The following is a 20333-nucleotide window of genomic DNA, read 5'->3' as shown; positions in this document are numbered from 1 at the left end:
ACTCGAGAGTCCCCGGTCGCACCGGGGAGGAGTCAGGAGCCCCCGTGCCTCGTCCGTCCACCTTCGCCTTCGACGCCTCCGTCGTCGCGATCCAGGACCTCAGCCCCTCGTTCCGCCGGATCACACTCGGCGGTGAGGGACTGGCGGACTTCGGGATCCCGTTCCATCCGCAGGACCTGCGGTTCAAGCTGATCATCCCGCCCGGCGGCAGCGCCGTCGGCCCCGCGTTCGACCTCATCACCTTCCTCGAGCAGCAGGACGAGCAGGGCGTCTCCTGGTACCAGGCCTGGTTGCAGGTCGATCCGGAGGTCCGCGGGGCCATGCGCACGTACACGGTGCGGGCCTGGCGCGACGCCGAGCGGGAGCTCGACGTCGACATGGTGCTGCACACCGACGCCGAGGGTCACTCGGGTCCCGCCTCGCAGTGGGCGGAGACCGCGCGGGTGGGCGACCACCTGCACATCATCGGCCGGTCCCGGGACGGCGATCCCGCCCAGCGCGGCGGCATCGAGTTCGAGCCCGGCGGGGCGAACCATCTCCTGCTCGCGGGCGACGAGACCGCGGTCCCGGCGGTCGCCTCGATCCTCGACTCCCTGCGGGGTTCCGCGGTGACCGGGCGCGCACTGCTCGAGGTCCCCACGACGGGGGACGTGCTCGAGCTCGACGTGCCCGAGGGCATCGAGCTGCAGTGGCTGCCGCGCGACGGCGCCGACTACGGGGTGCGCCTGGAGGAGGCGGTCCGCGAGGCCGTCCGCCACGAGGAGACGGCCGCCCGCGACGGGCAGGACGCCGAGCTCGAAGACGTCGACGTCGACCAGCAGATCCTGTGGGACATCCCGGCCGCGCTCACCGAGGCCGCCCAGGGCAGCTCGACGGCGACCGACGCCGCCGAGCGACCGTTCTACGCGTGGGTCGCGGGGGAGGCCGGAGCCGTCAAGCGGATCCGCCGCTACCTCGTCAAGGACCTCGGTGTGGATCGCCGCCAGGTCGCGTTCATGGGGTACTGGCGTCTGGGCAAGGCCGAGAGCTGAGCGGAACGGGGCCGCGCTGCGCCACCGAGCGCTGCGCGGCCTCGACCACGCGCACCGTGCGCAGACCCACCTCACCGCTGGGCTCGACCGTGATCCCCGAGCGCACGGCGCCGAGGAAGGCGTCGAGCAGCAGGGCGTCCAGGTCGGGGCCGTACGGATGCCATTGGCCGAACCCCTCGACGCGCTCGGCAAAGGGCTCGACCCGCACCTGACCCGCGGTGCCGAGCGCCTGGATGGACACGCCGCCCCAGGTGGGTGCGTCATCGGGCATCGACCACGAGCAGTCGATCGTCGCCACGAGCCCCGAGGGATAGGTGAGGGTGACGAGGCCGCCGGTCTCGGCGCCCTCGCCCGCCCGGTCGGCGTGCAGCAGGCGGTTGCTGACGGCATGGACCGTGGCGGGCTCGCCGAGGACGGCGTCGAGCACCTCGGCCACGTGCACGACGTGATCGGCCAGTGCTCCGCCGCCCGCGAGCGACGTGTCGGTGAACCAGTCGCGGCCGCGCGGCAGCTTGCCGTTGTTGACGCCCGTGATGCCGACGACCTCGCCGATCCGCCCCGACGTCAGCGCCTCGCGCAGCGCCGCGACGGCGGGGGAGAAGTGCACCGGGTAGGCGGTCATGAGCACGACGCCGGCCTCCGCGCATGCGGCGACCATCGCCTCGGCATCGGCCGGGGTGGTCGCCAGCGGCTTCTCGCACAGCACGGCCACCCCACGGCGGGCGGCCTCGAGCACGAGGTCGCGGTGGTCGACGTTCGTCGAGCAGACGATCACCGCGTCGGGCCGGGCGTCCCACGCGGCCGCGTAGGAGTCGACGACCTCCCCGGGGCCGTCGTGGCCCAGGCCGTCGGGGTCCGCGACGAGCAGGCGCACATCGTCCCGGGCCGCGAGCGCCGCGGCGTACCCCGCGGCGTGGACGTGCTGGACCGACAGGATCGCGACGGTCAGCGGGGCCCGGTCCTGCAGCGATGCGGGGTTCAGCACGGGATCCTCCGTCCCTCGGCGATGGACTGCAGGGCGGCCTCGGCGACGGCCACCGCGGCGACCCCGTCGGCCGGGCTCACTCCCGGCGCGCGGCCCGCGGCCCGCGAGCGGACGGCGTCGAGGATCTCGGCGACATAGGGGCTGTCCTCCGCCGCCACCTCCGGCAGGAATCCGTTGCCCTCGGCCTCGGCGGACCGTGCCACCTCGTCCCAGGCCAGGACGGGGTGCAGGGCGGAGTCGTGATCCAGACGCCCCCCGGTGCCGCTCAGGGAGAACGTGGTGCGGAACCGGGTGCCGGGCGGACCCCAGAACCCTCGGCAGTGGGAGATCGCGCCGTCGCGGTGCTCGAGGACGGCGTGGGCGCTGCGCACCCGGCCGTCGGCGCCGGCGTGCTCGGCCGCGTACACCGAGGTCGCGGGGCCGGCGAGCCAGAGCGCCTGGTCGAGGTCGTGGATCATCTGGTCCATGAGGATCCCGCCAGATGCCGCGACGTCGTGGAACCAGGGGCGGTCGGGGGAGGTGCCGGTGCGCTCGAAGCGCAGCACCGCGAGCTCGCCCAGGTCCCCCCGGCGCACGGCCCGCCGGGCGGCCGCGTACTCGGGGAAGTAGCGCACGACGTGGGCGGGGAACAGCAGGCGCCCGGCGCGTGCGGCGTGGTCGACCAGCTCCTGGGCCTCGCACACGGTGCGGGCCAGGGGCTTCTCGCACAGCACGTCGCACTCGGCGTCCAGGGCCGCGTGGACCACGTCCGGGTGGGCGAGGGTGGGGGTGGTGACGTCGACGAGGTCGACGGCGGCGAGCAGGCTCGGGAGGCTCTCGTGCACGGTGGCGCCGTAGCGCCGTGCGTACTCCTCGGCGCCCTCGGTGCTGAAGACGTGGAGCTCGGCGCCGAGCACGGGCCACGCGGGCGCATGCGCGTGCGAGATGCCGCCGGTGCCGACGACGCCGACGGTGAGCGGCGGCGTCATCGAGGTGCGGTGCATGGTGTCGGGGGCCTTCCTGCCGTCCGGGTGTGACGGAGCCATTGTGGTCCGGTCGCGGCGGGCGGGCCAGCCGTTCCGCCGGAGAGGTCCGGATCGTCCGCACGGGTCCCCGGTCGCCCGGTCGCACCCCTACGATGGATGCGCCCGCGATGCCGCGGGCGTTCCCATGCCACCGACCTGCGAGGCCACGCCATGCCTGTCACCGACCGCCCCTTGCGCATCACCGTCTACGGCGAGAATCGCCACGAGAAGCAGGACGCCTCGGTGCAGGCGCTGTATCCCGAGGGGATGCACACCGCCATCGCCCACGGCCTCGAGGCCACGCTCGGCAACCTCGGCCAGGGCACCGAGATCCGTATCGCCCTGCTCGACGACATCGAGACGGCGCTGACCGACGAGGTCCTCGCTGAGACCGACGTGCTCACGTGGTGGGGCCACATGGCCCACGACGACGTCCCCGACGAGGTCGCCGATCGCGTGGTGCGCCACGTCCATGACGGCATGGGGCTGCTGGCCCTGCACTCGGCGCACTACGCCAAGCCCTTCAAGAAGCTCATGGGCACCACCTGCAACCTGCGCTGGCGCAACGAGGGAGACGAGGAGCTGGTGTGGACCGTCAACGGCTCCCACCCGATCGCCGAGGGCGTCCCGCACCCCATCGTGATCCCGGCCCAGGAGATGTACGGGGAGATGTTCGACATCCCCGCGCCCGACGAGCTGGTGTTCGTCTCCTCCTTCACCGGCGGCGAGGTGTTCCGCTCGGGATGCTGCTTCCGCCGCGGCAAGGGCAAGGTCTTCTACTTCAGCCCCGGTGACCAGGAGTACCCCGTCTACCACCAGAGCGAGATCCAGCGCGTGCTGGCCAACGCCGCGCTGTGGGCGCGTCCCGCCGAGCGCGAGCGCACCCCCGTCCAGATCACCAATGCCCAGCGCGACTGGTTCCGCGCGGGCGACCGGCCCGCCGAGGAGTCCCTCCGTGTCATCTGAGACCGTCGTGTCGGCCCGTCCCGGCAGCGAGAGCACCCCTGAGGTCGTCACCGAGCACGGTGCGGACCATGCCGTCGAGCGGACGCCCGAGCAGAAGATCGCGGCCTCGGCCGACGCCCCGCCGCTGCGCGCGGTGATCATCGGCGCCGGCGGCATGGGGCAGTGGTGGAGCGAGGTCGTGGCCGCGAGCGCCGTGGCCGAGCTCGCCGGCGTCGCCGACCTCGTCGAGGGCGCCCCGCAGCGCGTCATCGCGAAGTCCGGCGTGGCGGACCCCGCGTCCGTCGCGGTGGGCACCGACGGCGTGGACCTCGCCCGCGAGGTCGGCGCGGACATCATCATCAACCCCACCGTGCCGGTGGCCCACCACCCGATCACCGTCAAGGCCCTGCATGCGGGGATCCCCGTGCTCGGCGAGAAGCCGGTGACCGAGACGCTGCCGGAGGCCCTCGGCCTCGTCGCGCACTCCGAGGTCACCGGAACGCTGTTCATGGTGTCCCAGTCGCGACGGTTCTTCCGCCAGGTGCGCCAGCTGCGACGCTTCGTCGCCGAGCACGGACCCACCGTGCTGACCAGCGCGTTCTTCCACCTGTTCACCGAGCACGAGGGCTTCCGCGCCCAGCAGCAGCACCCGTTGCTGCGGGACATGGGCATCCACGCCTTCGACACCGCGCGCTACATCACCGGCACCGATCCGGTCGCGGTCACCGCGCACGGCGTGAACCCCCCGTGGAGCGTCTACGCGGGGGACTCGACCGTCTCGTGCACCTTCGAGATGACGGGCGGCTCCCTGTTCGTCTACAACGGCACCTGGAGCGCCCGCGGCCTGCCCACCTACTGGAACAGCGAGTGGCGGATCGGCGCGCAGGACGGCTCGGCCACCTGGGACGGCACCGGCGCGCCGGTGCTGGGCACCGAGGACGAGGCCGAGACGGCGGGCCTCGCGGCCGCGATCGCCGCCGACGCGGATCCAGAGCTCGACCAGATCGACGCCTCGCTCGTGGAGTTCTGCACCGCCCTGCGCGAGGGCCGCACCCCCATGTGCGAGGTCCACGAGAACATCCTCAGCTTCGCGATGGTCGAGGCCGCCGTCGCGTCGATCGACCGGGGCACCCGCGTCGACATCGACGAGATGCTCGAGGAGGCCCGCGTGCAGGCCGTCGAGCAGGAGACCGACGACGACGCCCGCGCGGTGCTCGCCTCCTGGGGGTCCGTGCGCGAGGCGCTCGCCGCGCGCGGCGCCTGAGAGCAGGGACGGTGGCACGCCTCCAGGAGTCCACCCGGCTGCGCCTCGTGCTCGCCGTGCTCGTCGGCGGCGCGCTCGGGGCGGTGCTGTGGGTCCTCGATGACCACACGCGGGCCGTGATGATCGGCGTGACGGTCGGCGAGGCCGTGTTCCTGGTGGCCTCGTGGCTCTCCCTGTGGCCGATGGACGCCGAGCGCACCCGCCGCAGCGCGAGCCGCGAGGACCTGCGCCCGGCCGCCGACGAGGGCATCACGGCGGGCGCCTCGGCGCTCGCCGTGATCGTGACGGTCGCCCTGCACCTCGGGGCGGGCGGATCGGGCGGGGCAAATCCGCTGGGGGCTGTGATCACCCTGCTCGGGGTGTTCGGCGCCTGGGCCTGCGTGCACCAGACCTATGCGATCCACTACGCCCATCGCTACTACGCCGAGGGCGGCGGGCTCGACTTCGGGGACGACGATCCGCCCACCTACCAGGACTTCCTCTACGTCGCGTACGCGGTGGGCATGACCTACGGGGTGACGGACACCGGCGCCGTGAGCCGCCGGATGCGAGGCATCGTGCTGCGCCACGGCCTGGTGTCCTTCGCCTTCGGGCTCGTGATCCTGGGCGCCGCGGTGAACCTCGTGGCGGGGGTGTTCGGGCTCGGCTGAGCGTGACGTGGCGTGCCCGAGGTCACCGGGCGCCGAGGGTCGCGGGCTCCGCGCTCTCGTCGTCGGTCGGAGTACCCGGGGCTCCATGCAGCGTGTCCACGAGCCCCCGCAGCTCCGGGGTCTCCGCGGCCCGCGTCAGCGTCTCCTCGAGCACGCGGTCGTGGGTGGGGCGGGCGGACGCCAGCAGCTCCTGGCCGGCCGGCGTGAGCTCGGTGTAGATGCCGCGACGGTCGTCGGCGCACAGGATCCGGGTGAGCAGCCCACGGTCCTCGAGCCGGGTGACCAGGCGCGTCGTCGCGCTCGCGGAGAGGGCGGCCGCGCGGGCCAGCTGCTGCATGCGCATGTGCCAGCCGTCCTGACGCCCGAGGGCCTCGAGCACCGTGTACTCGACCACCGACAGGCCGTGCTCGGCCTCGAGCGCCATCCCGAGCTCGCCCTCGATGAGTCCGTGCAGCGCGACGAGGCGGCGCCATCCGCGCGCGCGCACCTGCACGGCGTCGTCCCTGATGCCCATGTGCGACTCCTCGTGCTGCTCGTGATCCGTCGTCCACTGTACCGGGGCTTGCGCAGAAAGAGAGCGTCTGCAACCATCTCTCACGATTGCGTGTGCAACTAGTGCGCGCGCGGACTATCGATCGAGGTGGACACATGCCCAAGGCTCTCTACGCCCTCGCGCTCGGCGGCTTCGGGATCGGCCTGACCGAGTTCGTGATCGCCGGCCTCCTGCCGGAGGTCGCAGCGGACCTCGGTGTCACCGAGCAGCTCGCCGGAGGGCTGATCTCCGGCTACGCGCTGGCCGTCGCCGTCGGCGCGATCGCCCTCACGGCGGCCCTGGGCCGGATCGACCGCAAGCGCGCCCTGCTGGGGCTCATGGTGCTGTTCATCGTCGGCAACCTCGTCTCCGCCCTGGCCCCGACCTACGGCCTCATGCTGCTGGGCCGGATCCTCGCGGCGCTGTGCCACGGCGCGTTCTTCGGGATCGGAGCCGTCGTCGCCGCGGACCTCGTCCCGCCCGCCCGCCGTGCCGCCGCGATCGCCCTCATGTTCACGGGGTTGACCAGTGCGAACGTCCTGGGCGTCCCGCTGGGCACGTTCCTGGGCCAGGCGGCGGGGTGGCGCTCCACGTTCTGGGCGATCTCCGGGATCGGCGTGCTCGCCCTTCTCGGGATCGCCGTGCTCACGCCGCGCGTGGCCGCCCCCGAGCGCACCGGATCCCTGCTGGGCGAGTTCCGCGTCTTCGCCCGGCCCCAGGTGTGGCTGTCGGCCGTCGTCACCGTCCTCGGCATCGGCCTGTTCGCCGGCAACCTCCTGGGCGGGCGCGCCGCGGACCGCGACCTCCCGCGCACCCTGATCGTCGTCCTCGCGGCGCTGACCGTCGTGCTGGCCGCCTTCGCACTGCTGGTCGGGAACCAGGTCGCCGCCGTCGCGGGGCTGCTGCTCATGGGCGCCTTCGGCTTCGCGACCGTGCCCGGGCTCCAGATGCGGATCCTCGCGCACGCCCAGGAGGCCCCGACGCTCGGCTCCGGCGCCAACATCGCCGCCTTCAACATCGGCAACGCCCTCGGCGCCTGGCTGGGCGGCCTCGCGATCGCCGCCGGGCTCGGCTACGCCTCGCCCCTGGCCGTGGGGTCTGCCGTCACGGCGCTCGCGCTGATCGTGCTCGTGGTCGCCACCCGGGTCCGCGGCGGGGAGTACGCCCGACGGGCCGTGGCGGCGCAGGAGCCGGAGATGGCCGGCGCGCGGTGAGGCCCTCGGGCGGGGCGACGCGCCCTCCCCGGGGGCCGTGGCCGATGGGGCACGGCGTGTCGTCGGCCCGGGCGCCGGTCCTCCCGGTCAGCCGCCGGTGACGGCGGCCCGCAGCGCCCGCGCCGCGGCCTCGGGATCCCTCGCCTGGGTGAGGGCGCGGACCACGACGATCCTGTCGGCCCCCGTCGCGAGCACCTCGGGCACCCGCGCGAGGTCCACGCCGCCGATCGCGAAGAACGGCGTGCCGCCCAGGGCGGGATGCGACGGCGCGGTGACCGCCCCGATCGGCTCGGTGTCCGTATCGGTCCGGGCCACCTCGCGGCGGTGGCGCGCCACGGCCCGGGGCGGCTCGAGTCCCACGGCGGGCCGATCGGGCTTGGTGGGCGTGGGCCAGATCGGGCCCGTGCAGAAGTAGTCGATCTCGGGGTCGTCGTGGGCGGTGAGCGCCTGCGCGAGGGTGCGGGTCGAGCGGCCCAGGATCACGTCGGGACCCACCAGGGATCGTGCATCGTGCGAGGTCAGATCCCCCTGACCCAGGTGCAGGACGTCCACGTCGGCGAGCACCGCGACGTCCGCGCGATCGTTGGCCGCGAGCAGCGCGCCGTAGCGGTCCGCGACCGGGCGCAGCGCCCGCAGCGCCGCCACCTCGGCGCGGGCCTCGGCACCCTTGTCCCGCACCTGGAGGACGTCCACCCCGCCGCGGAACACCGCGTGGGCGAAGCGGACCAACCCTTCGGGGCCTCGCGACAGGTCCGTGCACACGTACAGCCGCGCGTCGGCGAGGCGTGCCCGACGGCGGCGTCCCACCGCGGGACCCCCGCGTCGTCGCTCCCCGCTGCTCCCCCGTCGGCCATCGTCCATGGGGCCAGCCTTCCACAGGTCCGAGCGGTAGGATCACCGCGTTCCGTGGGAGCCCGAGCACCGGGCTGAGAGGGCGCGAGGCGCCGACCACCAGCACTGGATGCGGGTCATGCCGCCGTCAGGAGGATCGCCCGATGCACGTCGTCGTCGTGGGAGCCGGGATCATCGGCCTGCTCACCGCCCTCGAGCTCTCCGAGCGCGGGCACCGGGTCGACGTCGTCTCGACCGGGATCGCCGAGGGCGCCACCCACGCCGCCGCCGGGATGCTCGCCCCGGCCGCCGAGGTCCAGGTGGGCCAGGGGCCCCTGTGGCAGCTCATGCGCGAGGCCGCCGCGGACCACCGCGCCCTCGCCGCCCGCATCCCCGCGCTCTCCCGCGTCCTGGACCACCCGCTGAGCGCGCGGGACGCCGGATACCGCGAGGACGCCACGCTCGTCGTCGGGCGCGACCACGCCGATGTCGCCGGGCTCCGCGACCTCGCGGTCCTGCAACGGGCAGCGGGCTCGGAGGTCGACGAGCTCACCGCGCGCGAGGCCCGCCGCCTCGAACCCGCGCTCGGCCCCGGGATCGCCGGTGCCGTGCGCATCGCGGCCGATCACCAGGTCGATCCGCGCCTCCTGGCCCACACCGTGCACGCGGTGCTGGGCGCCCGGGGCGTGGGCATCGAGCTGCGGAGCGTCGAGGACCTCGACGCGCTGCCGGGGGACCGGATCGTGCTCGCCGCCGGGCTCGGCGCCCCGGGAATCGCCGGACCGCACCGCGCCCTGGACCTGGCCCTGCGGCCCGTGCGCGGCGACGTGCTGCGCCTGCGGGTACCGCGGGAGATCCTGGCGCCCGGGGAGGAGCACCTGCTGACGGGCACCGTGCGCGCCGTCGTCCGCGGGCGCCCCGTCTATCTCGTGCCGCGCGACGGCCTGGGTCTTGTCCTCGGCGCCACCAGCCGGGAGGACGCGCTGGCGGGGACGTCCGCCGGGGGAGTGCTGCAGCTCCTGCAGGACGCCGCCGAGATCCTGCCGGCGATCCGCGAGACCGAGCTGGTCGAGACCACGACCCGCGACCGCCCCGGCACCCCCGACGACCTCCCGCTGCTGGGCCCGGTGCCCGGCGATCCGCGCGTGATCGTCTCCACCGGCTACCACCGACACGGGATCCTGCTGTCGGCCTGGGCCGCACGGCGCACCGCCGACCTCGTGGACGGCCACCCCGATCCGCTGCCCGGGGCCGTGCGCCCCGAGCGCTTCACCAAGGAGGACGCATGAGCATCGCCCTGACCGTCAACGGCGAGAGGGCCGAGGTGCCCGGGGGCTGGACCGTCCGCGACCTCGTCGCCGACCGCCTCGGCCACGAGATCGGCGAGGACGGCCTGGCCCTGGACGGCACCGCCCTGGGGGTCGCCGTCGCCGTCGACGACGCCGTCGTACCCCGCAGCCGCTGGGCCGCACGACCGCTCGAGGCCGATGCGCGGTGCGAGCTCGTGACCGCGGTGCAGGGGGGTTGAGGATGAGGACGACGCACGATGCCGCTGTCGGGGAGGGTGTCGCCGGAGCCGGAGCCGGAGCCGGAGCCGGAGCCGGAGCCGGAGCCGGAGACGGTGCTGGAGCCGGTGCCGGTGCCGGCGGCGGGGCGGCTCCGATCGAGGCGGGCGGGCCGGATGCCGCGCGCGCACCGCGGGATGCGGAAATGTCGGGCCGGGGCGAGGCCACGGCCCGTGTCGACCCCGAGGACGATCTGCTGGTCGTCGCCGGCGACCCGATCGCCTCCCGGCTCGTCATGGGCACCGGCGGTGCCACCGACCTCGCCGCGCTGGAGCGCGCGCTCGTCGTGTCCGGGACCGCGCTGACCACCGTCGCGATGCGCCGCTACAGCGCCGACGTGGGCACGTCGGTGTTCGGCCTGCTGCGGGACCTCGGGATCCGGGCGCTGCCCAACACTGCCGGCTGCTACAGCGCGCGCGACGCCGTGCTGACCGCGGAGCTGGCCCGTGAGGCGCTCGGCACCGACTGGGTCAAGCTCGAGGTGATCGCCGACGAGGACACCCTCCTGCCCGACGGGCCCGAGCTGCTCGAGGCCACCGCACAGCTCGTGGCGCGCGGCTTCACGGTCCTGCCCTACACGAACGACGATCCCGTGCTGGCCCGCCGCCTCGAGGACGTCGGGGCCGCCGCGGTGATGCCGCTGGGTGCGCCGATCGGCACCGGGCTCGGGATCCTGAACCCCCACAACATCGCCCTCATCGCCGAGCGCGCCGCCGTGCCGGTCGTGCTCGACGCCGGGGTGGGCACCGCCTCGGACGCGGCGCTGGCGATGGAACTGGGCTGTGACGCCGTGCTGGTCGCGAGCGCGGTCACCCGCGCGCAGGACCCCGCCGCGATGGCCGAGGGGATGGCGCTCGCCGTGCGCGCAGGCCGCCTCGCGGCCCGGGCGGGACGGATCCCGCGACGACGCCTGGCCCGGGCATCATCGGCTGTCGACGGCCTGGTCGAGACCGCCGGGTCCTCCCGTGAGGCGGAGTCGCTGTGACCGGGGACCGGGCCGGGATGCCGGGTGCCCCTGGGTCCCTGACGGCGGCATCGGCGTCCGGGAGCCCCGGGACCTCCGCGACCTCCGTCGTCGCCGAGAACACTGCGGTCCCTGCGGTCCCTGCGGTCCCTGCGGTCCCTGCGATCCCTGGGGTCCCTGCGGCCCCTGGGGTCTCTGGGAACCCGAGGAGTGGCGCGCCCTCGGCTCCCGCCGTGACCGCGGCACCCGTCGGGACACATGGATCCGACCTACCGCCCCTGGTCGCACCGGGTCCCGAGCTCACCGCGGAGCAGATCGCACGATATCGGCGCCAGATCACGCTGGCGCAGATCGGCCTGCTCGGCCAGCGTCGCCTCCGCGCCGCCTCCGTGCTCGTCGTGGGAGCCGGAGGCCTGGGCACCCCTGCCCTGCAGTACCTCGCCGGGGCCGGCGTGGGGACCCTCGGCATCATCGACGACGACGTCGTCGACGTGACCAACCTGCACCGGCAGGTGATCCACGGGACCGACCGACTGGGTGTCGCGAAGGTCGACTCCGCGGCGGACGCGGTCACGCGGCTGAACCCCGAGATCACCGTGCACCGTCACCGGGAGCGCCTGGCACCCGACCGGGCCGTCGAGCTGATCGGCGGCTACGACCTCGTGATCGACGGCGCCGACAACTTCGCGACCCGGTACGTCGTGGCCGATGCCGGGGAGCTGACCGGTGTGCCCGTCGTCTGGGGCGCGGTCCTGCGCGGGCACGGGCAGGTCAGCGTGTTCTGGCCCGGGCACGGCGCGCTGTACCGCGACGTGTTCCCCGAACCGCCCGCACCGGGCGCGGCGCCCTCCTGCGCCGAGGCCGGGGTCCTGGGGACCCTCCCGGGGGTGCTCGGCACCATCATGGCCGCCCAGGCGATCCAGCTCATCACCGGGACGGGGGAGCCGTTGGTGGGGCGTCTGCTCCTGTGGGACGAGGCCAGGAGCGCGTCGCGCACCCTGGGCATCGAGCCCGATCCGGGACGCGCGCCGACGCTCAGTGTCCAGGTCCCGGCGGCTCTCGACCCGGCGTGCCGCACGGGGGAGCCGACCCCCGAGGAGACGCTCGATGCCGAGCAGCTCCAGAGCCTGCTGGACACGGGGCCGCTGCTGGTGGACGTCCGGGAGCCGTGGGAGTTCGCAGCAGGGGCCGTGGCCGGCGCTGTCAACGTCCCGCTCGACGAGGTGCTCGCCTCCGGCGCCGTCGCCCTCCCTGCCGGAGACGACGTCATCCTCTACTGCCAAGGCGGCGCGCGCTCGGCACGGGCGCTGCGCCGACTGCGCGAGGACTGGTCCCTGCGCGAGGGCAGGCTCCGCCACCTCGACGGCGGGTACGCAGCATGGGAGTCGCGCCCGGGGAGCTGACCGGTCGTCGCCAGGCGTGGCGTGGCGCGAGACGTGGGCCCGTTGGTCGGGGTGGTGCGCGACGGGGGCTCGTCGGTCGGGGCGGCCGTGGCACCGTGCCTCTGCCTCTGCCTCTGCCTCTGCCTCTGCCTCTGCCTGTGACCGTGCCCGGAGGCGCGGAGCATCGCTTGCTCTCGTGTCCGAGCTCGGTTTAGGTCCACGTCCGGTGCTGATCCGCGTCGAGGCAGAATCTCCTGCTCTGGTGATCCGACTCGATCAGGCCAGTCGACCTGCTGTGGTCCGTCGCTAGTTCTGGCCTGTCGACCTGCTGTGGTCTGTCGTCAGTTCTGGCCAGCTGATCTGCTCAGGTCTGCCGACGTGTTTTGGTCTGTCGCCTGTACTGGCCTGCTGACCTGCTCTGGTTTGTCGCCTGTACTGGCCTGCCGACCTGTCCAGGCCCGCTGACTTGCCCGGTCCGCCGACGAGTTCGGGCTCGATGGCCCGAGACGCGGAGATCGGGCCTTTCTCGTCCCGTTCTGCGTTGCTCATCGGGGAGGCCGTACACTCACCGGCGTCCAGTGCACCCAGGTCTGCACCGGTGCAGGGGTGACCTCACATGACGCCGATGTGTGTACACCCCGTCCTCGGCCGGGCCCCGCTCAGAGCAGTCGGCACGCTGCAAGTCCGTTCCCGGCTCCGCCCCCGCCCATGACGAGAAAGGCCCCGTGACCAGTGGTCACGGGGCCTTTCGCGATCGGTGCGCCTGAAGGGATTCGAACCCCCAACCTTCTGATCCGTAGTCAGATGCTCTATCCGTTGAGCTACAGGCGCCCGCCGGCCGACGCCGACCTCATAGATAGTAGTCGGCGAGGCGAGGACGGGCCAATCGACCCCGCATGAGGATGCTCACACGGGGTCGATCGGGGTCAGCTCGGGGGACGGTCCCAGGGGTTGCCGCCCTGCTGAGGGGGGTTCTGCTGTCCGGGCTGATACGACGGGCCGGGCTGGTTCGGGTCCTGCTGGCCGGGGTATGTCTGTCCAGCCTGGTTCGGGTCCTGCTGGCCGGGGTGTCCCTGGCCGTCGTAACCACCCTGCTGCGCGGGGGACCCGTAGCCCTGGCTCTCGGGCTGTGCGGGTGCACTCGCACCGCCGTAGTTCGGGCCGCTCGGCTGTGCGGATGCGCCGTAGTTCTGGCTGCCCGACTGTGCGGGTGCGCTGGGGTTCCCGTAACCCTGTCCGCCTGCCGTCTGACCGGCACCGTTGGGGCTGCCGTACGCGGGGCTCCCGTAGCCCTGTCCGCCGAAGCCCTGGCTCTCGGGCCCTGCGGGCTCGTTGGAGCTTCCGAACCCCTGACCGCCATAGCCCTGGCCTGCCGTCTGCCCGGCGCCGTTGGGGCTGCCGAAGTTGGGGCTCGCATAGCCCTGTCCGCCAAAGCCCTGGCTCTCCGGCTGTGCGGGGGCGTTCGGGCTTCCGTAGGTCTGCCCGCCGTAGCCCTGGTTGTTCTGCGACGTGGCGGCGTTCGGGCTGCCGAAGCTCGCGCCGGCCTGCGGCTGCTGCGCCGGGTATGCGGCGCCGCCCTGGCCGGAGCCGTTGGGGCCGCCGGTCGGACCGCCGTAGCCACCCTGACCGCCGTAGCCACCCAGTCCGCTGTAACCGCCCTGACCGCCGAACGCCGCGGCACTGGCGGCCGCCTTCGCCTTGTTCTTGCGCGAACGGACCAGCAGGAACACCGCGATCGCGGCGATGAGCAGCAGCCCGCCGCCGACCACGACGATGATCCCGACGACCCAGATCCACGTGGGGACGCCGCCGGCCTTGGCGGTGATGTCGACGCCGTCGATGAAATCGTCGAAGTTCGTGTAGGTGACCTTCTTGCCCTCGATCTTCCCGCCCTGGTCCGCGGAGATCACGTCACCCGGGAACGAGAAGGAGATCGAGGTCTCCAGGCCGACCAGCTGGCTCGAGGAGCCGCCCGTGTTCGACGGCTCGATGACGAGGTGGAGGTTGTTGCCCTCCTTCGTGACGGAGGCGTCCTTGGAGCTGTTGAAGTTGATCGGGATGTCCTTGGCGCGGCACCCGAAGTACTCACCCTCCTCGTAGGGCGTGAACTCGGCGCCGTCCGCGCCGGTGCCGGACTCGGAGCCCTCCGCCTCCGTGCAGAGCGCCTCCGCCGTGGAGTAGCCGAGGCTCCGGGCGGTGTCCTTCTCGACCGCGACGTCGATCGTGGCCTTCGCGCTGTTGACGCCCGTGATCTCGAAGTCCATCTGGACGCGGCCGCAGCCGGCGAGCACCAGCAGCAGGACCGGCAGCGCGAGCAGCGCGCCGAGTCGGCGTCGCCAGGAGCTGGAAGTGGTGGTCGGCACGGTGACATCCCCCGAGGTGTGGTCCCTGGACGCCTCCCCTGGGCGTCGTCCACGTCACCCTATCGGCAGGTGCGCGCGCCGTGCACGCTCCGCGAACCCCGATGGCACGCGCCCCGCGAACCCGCGAACCCCGATGGCGTCCGCGCCACGCGCCCTCCGCGAACCCCGATCGCACACCCCGCACGGACACGGCCGCAGATCGCCGACCAGCCCGCCACCCGGGCCTCCCGACGGGGCCGGCCCCGGTCAGTCGTGCTCGAGCGGTGCCGAGCCCGTGGGCATCGGTCGGCCGAACACGGGCGAGGCCTCCGGGCGCTTGGGTGCGAGGTCGTCCCCCGAGGAGCGTCCGCGGACCCGGCGCATGACCCACGGGCCCAGGTGCGTCCGCGCCCACTGCAGGTCCTCCTGGCGGGCTGGCCGCCAGGTGCGCTGCGGCGGGGCGTCGGGATGGGCCGCGTGCAGCTCGTGCTCGATGCCGAGGGTGTCCAGGACGTCGATCGCGACGCTCTGGTGGCCGGCCGCGCTGAAGTGGAGGCGGTCCTCGGCCCACATCGACGCGTGGGTCAGCGTGCGCAGCGCCCAGAGGTCCACGATGATCGCGCCGTGGCGCGAGGCGACGGTCCGCATGTTCTCGTTGTAGATGGCCTCGCGGCCGCGGATCAGGTTCAGCACCGGCGTCGAGCCGACATCGGCCGCCGTGAACAGGACCACCGTCGCGCCGGTCGCGGCGAGGTCGCCCACGGCGTCGTCGAGGTCCGAGGCGATCTGGTCGGGGTCCCCGAGGCGCAGCACGTCGTTGCCGCCGGCGGACAGCGTCACGAGGTCCGGATGGAGGGCGATCGCCGGCTCGAGCTGCTCGTCGATGATCTCGCGGTACAGGCGGCCGCGAATCGCGAGGTTGGCGTACGAGAAGCCCTCGACGCCGCGACCCAGCTCCTCGGCGACACGATCCGCCCAGCCCCGGTACCCGCCGGGCACCGTCGGATCCGGGTCGCCGATCCCCTCGGTGAAGGAGTCCCCGAGCGCGACGTAGCGCGTCCAGGGGTGGCGACGTGAGGAGTGGCCCCCCGGATCGGGCGCGCCGCGCGCGCCGGGTCCGGGGGCCACAGGGGCGCTCCCGGTCACGACGTCACTTCCAGCGCATGAGCAGTCCGCCGCCGGCGATCATGATGCCGAAGCCCACGAGGAGGTTCCAGTTCTGGATCGGCAGGGGCAGCTGCCCGGAGGAGAGGTAGAACGTCACGAGGTAGACCAGGCCCACGATCAGCAGCGTGACCGCCGTCGGTGCCAGCCACTCGGGGTTCGGGGCCTGTGCGGCCACGCGGCGTCGGGGGTTGCGGGCGCGCTCGGCCTCGGCGGAGCTGCGGGCCCGGGCCTTGGACGTCGCGGTCGAGTCCTTCGCGGCGGCGGGGACGCTGGCGCGGGTCGCGGCCCTGCGGTTGCGTCGGCGGCGGGGGGAGTCGATCTCGTCGTCGTCCTCGTCCTCCTCGGGGTCGGCCAGGGCCGTGGCCTTCGAGGTCTTGCCGCCGGAGGTGGACTCAGGGCGGCGCTTGCCGCGCTTGACCGGGTCCTTGGCACGGGTGCGGCGCGAGGAGCCGATCTCGTCGTCGAAGCCGTCGAAGTCGTCCGCCTCCGAGGTCGCGTCGTCCGTGGCGTCGTCGATATCCGCGTCCGTCGTCGGGTCCTCGTCCCGGGCGTCGAGCTCCGTGGTGGCGTCGGCCTTCTCGGCCGGCTCCGTGCTCGCAGCGGCCCGGGTGCCCGAGGGCTTCCTCGAGGCCGATGAGGGCTTCCGCGTTCTGCGCGCCATGCGGGGGTGCTCCGTTTCCGTCCACTGGCCCCGTGCCGGTCCGACAGGGGCATGGTCTAGCGTATAGCCGCTGTCGGTTCTGGCGAAGCGGAGGTCACATGGCGCGCGGATCCACGCATCGTGGTCCCCGGAAGGGGCCGGGCATCATCGGTGGCACGGTCGGTGCCCTCGGCGAGCTGCTCATCACCGCGGGCCTCGTGCTCGTGCTGTTCATCGTCTGGCAGCTGTGGTGGACCGACGTGGTGGCCGATCGCGAGCAGGACGCCGTCGTCCGGTCCCTCGAGGACGAGTGGGGCGTCGAGCCCCACGGCACCGACGGCGCCCAGCGCATCGCCCCGCACCAGGAGGGCCCTCCGCCCACAGCCCCCGTCGTGGGCAACGCGCAGGTGTTCGCCACCATCCGCGTCCCCGCCTTCGACCGGCCCGTGGTCCCGGTCGCCGAGGGGGTCGGCCTCCAGGACGTCCTCAACGTGCTCGGCGCCGGCCACTACCCGGGCACGGCGATGCCCGGGGAGGTCGGCAACTTCTCCGTGGCCGGTCACCGCACCACCTACGGCAAGCCCTTCCACGACATCGACCGCCTGCAGGAGGGGGACCCGATCGTCGTCGAGACCCGGGACGCGTACTACGTGTACACGGTCACGAGCCACGAGATCGTGCTGCCCCATGAGGTGTCGGTGATCGCGCCGAATCCCGCGGATCCCACCGCCCAGCCCACGGAGCGCACGATGACGATGACCGCCTGCCACCCCCTGTACTCCGCCCGGGAGCGCTACATCGTGCACGCCCGCTTCGCCTACTGGACCCTGCGGTCCGAGGGGATCCCCGAGGCGCTGGCCGGGACGACGGAGGGCTGAGGCGTGTACGGATGGTTCTTCCGCCACCTGCCGGGGCCGATCTGGCTGCGGGTGTTCATCGTGCTCGTGCTGGCGGCCGCCGTCGTCGCGGTGCTGTTCGTGTGGGTGTTCCCCGAGATCGCGCCGTACATGCCCTTCAACGACGGGACCGTCACCGAGGGGTCCTGACCGGCCGCGGGGCACCGCGCCCCGTCGTCAGCTCGAGGCGAGCAGCGGCGCAAGGCACTCCGAGCGCGCGGCGGCATCCCGGCCGTCGCACAGAGCGAGGAAGTTCGCGAGGATCCGGTGCCCGTGCTCGGTGAGCACCGACTCCGGGTGGAACTGCACGCCGTGCAGCGGCAGCTCCCGATGGGAGAGCCCCATGACCACGCCGTCGTCGGTCCAGGCCGTGACCTCGAGGATCTCCGGCACGGTCTCGGGGACCACCGTGAGCGAGTGGTAGCGGGTCGCGACGAACGGGGAGGCCACACCGGCGAAGACGCCCTGCCCACGGTGGTGGACGATGCTCGTGCGGCCGTGCATCAGCTGCGGGGCATGCGTGACGGTGCCGCCGTAGAACTGCCCGAGCGCCTGATGCCCCAGGCACACCCCGAGCATCGGCGTGGACGTCGCGGCGCAGGCCCCGATCACGTCGAGGGAGCGCCCGGCGGTGGTGGGGTTGCCGGGGCCGGGGGAGACGAGTACGCCGTCGAACCCCGCGAGGTCCACGGCGCCGTCGGCGTCGAGGGGCACCTCGTCGTTGCGCACCACGGTGCACCGGGCGCCCATCTGCCGCAGGTACCCGACGATCGTGTAGACGAAGCTGTCGTAGTTGTCGACGACCAGGATCCGGGCGCCGTCGTCGACGCGCGTCTCAGCCATTGCCGTTGCCGTTGCCGTCGCCGGGCGTGGTGGTCGGCGCACCGGTCGTGGGGGCCGGGGTGGTCGTCGGGGCGTCCGTGGTGCTCGGCTCCTCGGTGGGAGCCGGCCCCTGGGACACGATGACCGTGACCTTCGACCCCGGGGCGACCTTCTCATTGGCGCCCGGATCGGTGTCGATCACCGAGCCCGCGGGCACGGTGTCGCTGAAGTCCTGCGCCCGTTCGACAGTGAGGCCGAGGGCCGAGAGCTGCGTCGAGGCGGCATCGGCGTTGGACCCCTGGAAGTTCGGGATCGTGACCTGCGCGGCCTTGGCCACGGTCACGATGACCGTGGAGCCCTTCTCGATCTTGTCCCCGCCCGGGGGATCGGTGCTGATGACCGTCCCGGGCGTCTGGTCGGACTCCTCCTCGGTGAACGACACCTTGAAGCCGGCCTTCTCGAGCGTTGCCTGCGCGGCGTCCTTGGGCTGGTTGGAGACGTCGGGCACCTCGACGGTGCCGTCGGAGAGCCAGACCTTGATCGTGTCGCCCTTCTTGGCGGCCGAACCCGTGGTGGGCTCGGATCGCGTGACGCGGTCCTTGTCGACCGTGCCGGAGCTCTCGCTCCCGGCGACGCTCATCTCCAGCCCGGCCGATTTCAACGCCTGGGAGGCCTGATCGGTGGTCATGCCCTCGAGGTTGGGCACGGAGACGGCGTCGGGGCCGGCCGAGATGTTGATCGTGACCGTCGTCCCCTTCTGGGCCGAGGTGCCCGCCGTGGGATCGGTCGAGATGGCGTTGCCCTGGGCGACCGTGTCGTCCGGGGTCTCGACGATCTTCGGCGTGAAGCCGGCGTCCTTGATCTGCTGGGACGCCTGCGCCGCGGTCTGCCCCGCGACGTTCGGGACGGCCGTCTCGCCCGAGGTGTCGCTCAGGAAGTACGCGAGCGCGCCGCCGATGATCGCGAGCGCCGCGATGACGATCAGCACGATGGGCCACACCTTGCGCTTGCGCTTGGGCTCCTCGACGGCGGTGTGGGTCCCGGTCTCCGCCGGGGCGGCGGCCGGGCTCGAGATCGCGGGGGACCCCGCGACGGGAGCGGCACGGCGTCCGGTGGCGGGCAGCACGGTGGTGGCCTGGTCGTCGACCGCGCCGAGCACGGTGGTGGCCTGGTCCTCGCCACCGGCGGAGATCGCCTCCGTCGCCGCGGTCCCGGCGGCACCGGTGGCCAGCAGCGGCTGACGGCCGGCCACGACGGCCGCGATGTCACGGGAGAACGCGACGGCGCTGGAGTAGCGCTCCTCGCGGTCCTTGGCCAGTCCCTTGAGCACGACGGCGTCCCAGCCCGCGGAGAGCTGCGGGTTGTAGGTCGACGGGGGGACCGGAGTCTCCCGCACGTGCTGGTAGGCGATCGAGACCGGGGACTCGCCCGTGAACGGGGGGCAACCGGTGATCAGCTCGTAGAGCACGCACGCCGCGGAGTAGATGTCGCTGCGGGCGTCGACGAGCTGGCCGCGGGCCTGCTCGGGGGAGAGGTACTGCGCGGTGCCCATGACGGCCTGGGTCTGGGTCATGGCGCTCGTGGCGTCCGCGACGACGCGGGCGATCCCGAAGTCCATGACCTTGACCTGGCCGGTGTCGGTGATCATGACGTTGCCGGGCTTGATGTCCCGGTGCACGATCCCCATGTGATGGGAGTACTCGAGCGCCGACAGGACGCCCACCATGATCTCCGCGGCCTGCCGGGTGTCCATCGGGTGGCCCTCGCGGATGAACTCCCGCAGGGTGCGACCCTCGACGTACTCCATGACGATGTACGGGATGGTGATCTCACGACCGTGGGGGTCGGTGCGGTGCTCCTCGCCCGTGTCGTAGACGGCGACGATCGACGGATGGTTCAGACCGCCGGCGCTCTGGGCCTCGCGGCGGAACCGCTCCTGGAAGGAGTCGTCGCGCGCGAGGTCGTGACGCAGCACCTTCACCGCGACCGTCCTGTGCAGGCGCGTGTCGGTACCGAGGTAGACCTCGGCCATCCCGCCGTGTCCCAGGAGGCGGCCGAGCTCGTACCGCCCGCCCAGGATCTCCGGTGCATCGCTCACG

Annotated in this window: 20 protein-coding genes, 1 tRNA gene and 1 riboswitch; of the genes, 11 read left to right on the top strand and 10 right to left on the bottom strand. The window is 73.2% G+C overall.

Annotation, left to right across the window (positions count from 1 at the left end; translation table 11 throughout):
- The first annotated feature begins 44 nt into the window (after positions 1-44).
- A complete protein-coding gene (locus ACT3TZ_RS11635) occupies positions 45-1031 on the top strand; it encodes a siderophore-interacting protein (RefSeq protein ID WP_444583587.1) in 987 nt (328 codons plus the stop codon).
- Here ACT3TZ_RS11635 and ACT3TZ_RS11630 read toward each other — a convergent pair.
- Complete coding sequence (locus tag ACT3TZ_RS11630; RefSeq protein WP_444583586.1) at positions 994-2016, bottom strand: Gfo/Idh/MocA family protein; 1023 nt, start codon at positions 2014-2016, stop codon at positions 994-996. The two genes, ACT3TZ_RS11635 and ACT3TZ_RS11630, sit on opposite strands and share 38 nt — an antisense overlap.
- Positions 2010-2999, bottom strand: coding sequence for a Gfo/Idh/MocA family protein (locus tag ACT3TZ_RS11625; protein WP_444583585.1), 990 nt, complete (start codon positions 2997-2999; stop codon positions 2010-2012). The genes ACT3TZ_RS11630 and ACT3TZ_RS11625 overlap by 7 nt, the downstream gene beginning before the upstream one ends.
- 192 nt (positions 3000-3191) lie before the next feature.
- Here ACT3TZ_RS11625 and ACT3TZ_RS11620 point away from each other — a divergent pair, with 192 nt between their 5' ends.
- Genes ACT3TZ_RS11620 through ACT3TZ_RS11610 form a run of 3 tightly spaced genes read left to right on the top strand, consistent with a single transcriptional unit; the run spans position 3192 to position 5879 of the window.
- Positions 3192-3986 (top strand): ThuA domain-containing protein, encoded by a 795-nt coding sequence (locus ACT3TZ_RS11620; RefSeq protein WP_444583584.1) that lies wholly within the window; start codon positions 3192-3194, stop codon positions 3984-3986.
- A complete protein-coding gene (locus tag ACT3TZ_RS11615) occupies positions 3976-5229 on the top strand; it encodes a Gfo/Idh/MocA family protein (RefSeq protein WP_444583583.1) in 1254 nt (417 codons plus the stop codon). The genes ACT3TZ_RS11620 and ACT3TZ_RS11615 overlap by 11 nt, the downstream gene beginning before the upstream one ends.
- Positions 5230-5240: 11 nt before the next feature.
- Positions 5241-5879: a DUF1345 domain-containing protein gene (locus tag ACT3TZ_RS11610; protein ID WP_444583582.1), complete on the top strand. Its 639-nt coding sequence runs from the start codon at positions 5241-5243 to the stop codon at positions 5877-5879.
- Between the two features lie 22 nt (positions 5880-5901).
- On the opposite strand, the gene ACT3TZ_RS11605 is transcribed toward ACT3TZ_RS11610, so the two are convergent.
- Positions 5902-6393, bottom strand: a complete 492-nt coding sequence (locus ACT3TZ_RS11605; RefSeq protein ID WP_444583581.1) for a MarR family winged helix-turn-helix transcriptional regulator — start codon at positions 6391-6393, stop codon at positions 5902-5904.
- A 134-nt stretch (positions 6394-6527) separates the two neighbouring features.
- On the opposite strand from ACT3TZ_RS11605, the gene ACT3TZ_RS11600 reads away from it, so the two are divergent.
- Entirely contained in the window at positions 6528-7625 is a 1098-nt protein-coding gene (locus tag ACT3TZ_RS11600; RefSeq protein ID WP_444583580.1) for an MFS transporter, read from the top strand.
- A gap of 87 nt (positions 7626-7712) precedes the next feature.
- Here the strand turns inward: ACT3TZ_RS11600 and thiE are convergent, their stop codons facing one another.
- Complete coding sequence (gene thiE / locus ACT3TZ_RS11595) at positions 7713-8486, bottom strand: thiamine phosphate synthase (protein ID WP_444583579.1); 774 nt, start codon at positions 8484-8486, stop codon at positions 7713-7715.
- Positions 8487-8521: 35 nt separating this feature from the next.
- Positions 8522-8627: riboswitch (TPP riboswitch) on the top strand.
- Here thiE and thiO point away from each other — a divergent pair.
- The 4 genes from thiO (at position 8621) to ACT3TZ_RS11575 (ending at position 12388) form a co-directional block, all read left to right on the top strand.
- The gene (thiO, locus tag ACT3TZ_RS11590) at positions 8621-9745 is read left to right on the top strand and encodes a glycine oxidase ThiO (protein ID WP_444583578.1); all 1125 of its coding nucleotides are present in this window, start codon (positions 8621-8623) and stop codon (positions 9743-9745) included. It overlaps the preceding riboswitch by 7 nt.
- Positions 9742-9984, top strand: a complete 243-nt coding sequence (gene thiS, locus ACT3TZ_RS11585) for a sulfur carrier protein ThiS (protein WP_444583577.1) — start codon at positions 9742-9744, stop codon at positions 9982-9984. The genes thiO and thiS overlap by 4 nt, the downstream gene beginning before the upstream one ends.
- A gap of 182 nt (positions 9985-10166) precedes the next feature.
- On the top strand, positions 10167-11006 hold the full coding sequence (locus tag ACT3TZ_RS11580; RefSeq protein ID WP_444583576.1) for a thiazole synthase: 840 nt from the start codon (positions 10167-10169) through the stop codon (positions 11004-11006).
- Positions 11007-11218: 212 nt separating this feature from the next.
- Positions 11219-12388 carry a ThiF family adenylyltransferase gene (locus tag ACT3TZ_RS11575; RefSeq protein ID WP_444583575.1) on the top strand — a complete coding sequence of 390 codons (1170 nt, stop codon included), beginning with the start codon at positions 11219-11221 and terminating at the stop codon, positions 12386-12388.
- Positions 12389-13125: 737 nt separating this feature from the next.
- Here ACT3TZ_RS11575 and ACT3TZ_RS11570 read toward each other — a convergent pair.
- The 4 genes from ACT3TZ_RS11570 to ACT3TZ_RS11555 all read right to left on the bottom strand — a co-directional run bounded on the left by ACT3TZ_RS11570 (position 13126) and on the right by ACT3TZ_RS11555 (position 16537).
- A tRNA-Arg gene (locus ACT3TZ_RS11570) sits at positions 13126-13198 on the bottom strand.
- Between the two features lie 95 nt (positions 13199-13293).
- Positions 13294-14730 (bottom strand): LppM family (lipo)protein, encoded by a 1437-nt coding sequence (locus ACT3TZ_RS11565; RefSeq protein ID WP_444583574.1) that lies wholly within the window; start codon positions 14728-14730, stop codon positions 13294-13296.
- A 246-nt stretch (positions 14731-14976) separates the two neighbouring features.
- Entirely contained in the window at positions 14977-15837 is an 861-nt protein-coding gene (locus ACT3TZ_RS11560) for an SGNH/GDSL hydrolase family protein (RefSeq protein ID WP_444583573.1), read from the bottom strand.
- A gap of 22 nt (positions 15838-15859) precedes the next feature.
- Complete coding sequence (locus tag ACT3TZ_RS11555; protein WP_444583572.1) at positions 15860-16537, bottom strand: cell division protein CrgA; 678 nt, start codon at positions 16535-16537, stop codon at positions 15860-15862.
- A 98-nt stretch (positions 16538-16635) separates the two neighbouring features.
- On the opposite strand from ACT3TZ_RS11555, the gene ACT3TZ_RS11550 reads away from it, so the two are divergent.
- Both ACT3TZ_RS11550 and ACT3TZ_RS11545 read left to right on the top strand, forming a co-directional pair.
- Entirely contained in the window at positions 16636-17394 is a 759-nt protein-coding gene (locus tag ACT3TZ_RS11550; RefSeq protein ID WP_444583571.1) for a class E sortase, read from the top strand.
- A gap of 3 nt (positions 17395-17397) precedes the next feature.
- Positions 17398-17562, top strand: a complete 165-nt coding sequence (locus tag ACT3TZ_RS11545) for a hypothetical protein (RefSeq protein ID WP_444583570.1) — start codon at positions 17398-17400, stop codon at positions 17560-17562.
- A gap of 27 nt (positions 17563-17589) precedes the next feature.
- On the opposite strand, the gene ACT3TZ_RS11540 is transcribed toward ACT3TZ_RS11545, so the two are convergent.
- Positions 17590-18255 carry an aminodeoxychorismate/anthranilate synthase component II gene (locus tag ACT3TZ_RS11540; protein ID WP_444583569.1) on the bottom strand — a complete coding sequence of 222 codons (666 nt, stop codon included), beginning with the start codon at positions 18253-18255 and terminating at the stop codon, positions 17590-17592.
- Positions 18248-20332, bottom strand: a complete 2085-nt coding sequence (gene pknB / locus ACT3TZ_RS11535) for a Stk1 family PASTA domain-containing Ser/Thr kinase (protein ID WP_444583568.1) — start codon at positions 20330-20332, stop codon at positions 18248-18250. Before pknB ends, ACT3TZ_RS11540 begins: the two co-directional genes overlap by 8 nt.
- Position 20333 lies beyond the last annotated feature (1 nt).

The sequence above is a fragment of the Brachybacterium sp. AOP25-B2-12 genome (assembly GCF_052378625.1).
Taxonomy (GTDB): domain Bacteria; phylum Actinomycetota; class Actinomycetes; order Actinomycetales; family Dermabacteraceae; genus Brachybacterium.
The sequence above is the reverse complement of the archived record's forward strand: the minus strand, read 5'-3'. Positions and strand labels throughout refer to the sequence as shown.

What these genes read in the sequence shown, in the direction of transcription:
- ACT3TZ_RS11625 (WP_444583585.1), bottom strand. Translation starts at nt 2,999, where the DNA reads ATGCACCGCACCTCGATGACGCCGCCGCTCACCGTCGGCGTCGTCGGC.
- ACT3TZ_RS11620 (WP_444583584.1), top strand. Translation starts at nt 3,192, where the DNA reads ATGCCTGTCACCGACCGCCCCTTGCGCATCACCGTCTACGGCGAGAAT.
- ACT3TZ_RS11605 (WP_444583581.1), bottom strand. Translation starts at nt 6,393, where the DNA reads ATGGGCATCAGGGACGACGCCGTGCAGGTGCGCGCGCGCGGATGGCGC.
- ACT3TZ_RS11600 (WP_444583580.1), top strand. Translation starts at nt 6,528, where the DNA reads ATGCCCAAGGCTCTCTACGCCCTCGCGCTCGGCGGCTTCGGGATCGGC.
- thiE (WP_444583579.1), bottom strand. Translation starts at nt 8,486, where the DNA reads ATGGACGATGGCCGACGGGGGAGCAGCGGGGAGCGACGACGCGGGGGT.
- thiO (WP_444583578.1), top strand. Translation starts at nt 8,621, where the DNA reads ATGCACGTCGTCGTCGTGGGAGCCGGGATCATCGGCCTGCTCACCGCC.
- thiS (WP_444583577.1), top strand. Translation starts at nt 9,742, where the DNA reads ATGAGCATCGCCCTGACCGTCAACGGCGAGAGGGCCGAGGTGCCCGGG.
- ACT3TZ_RS11580 (WP_444583576.1), top strand. Translation starts at nt 10,167, where the DNA reads ATGTCGGGCCGGGGCGAGGCCACGGCCCGTGTCGACCCCGAGGACGAT.
- ACT3TZ_RS11555 (WP_444583572.1), bottom strand. Translation starts at nt 16,537, where the DNA reads ATGGCGCGCAGAACGCGGAAGCCCTCATCGGCCTCGAGGAAGCCCTCG.
- ACT3TZ_RS11550 (WP_444583571.1), top strand. Translation starts at nt 16,636, where the DNA reads ATGGCGCGCGGATCCACGCATCGTGGTCCCCGGAAGGGGCCGGGCATC.
- ACT3TZ_RS11540 (WP_444583569.1), bottom strand. Translation starts at nt 18,255, where the DNA reads ATGGCTGAGACGCGCGTCGACGACGGCGCCCGGATCCTGGTCGTCGAC.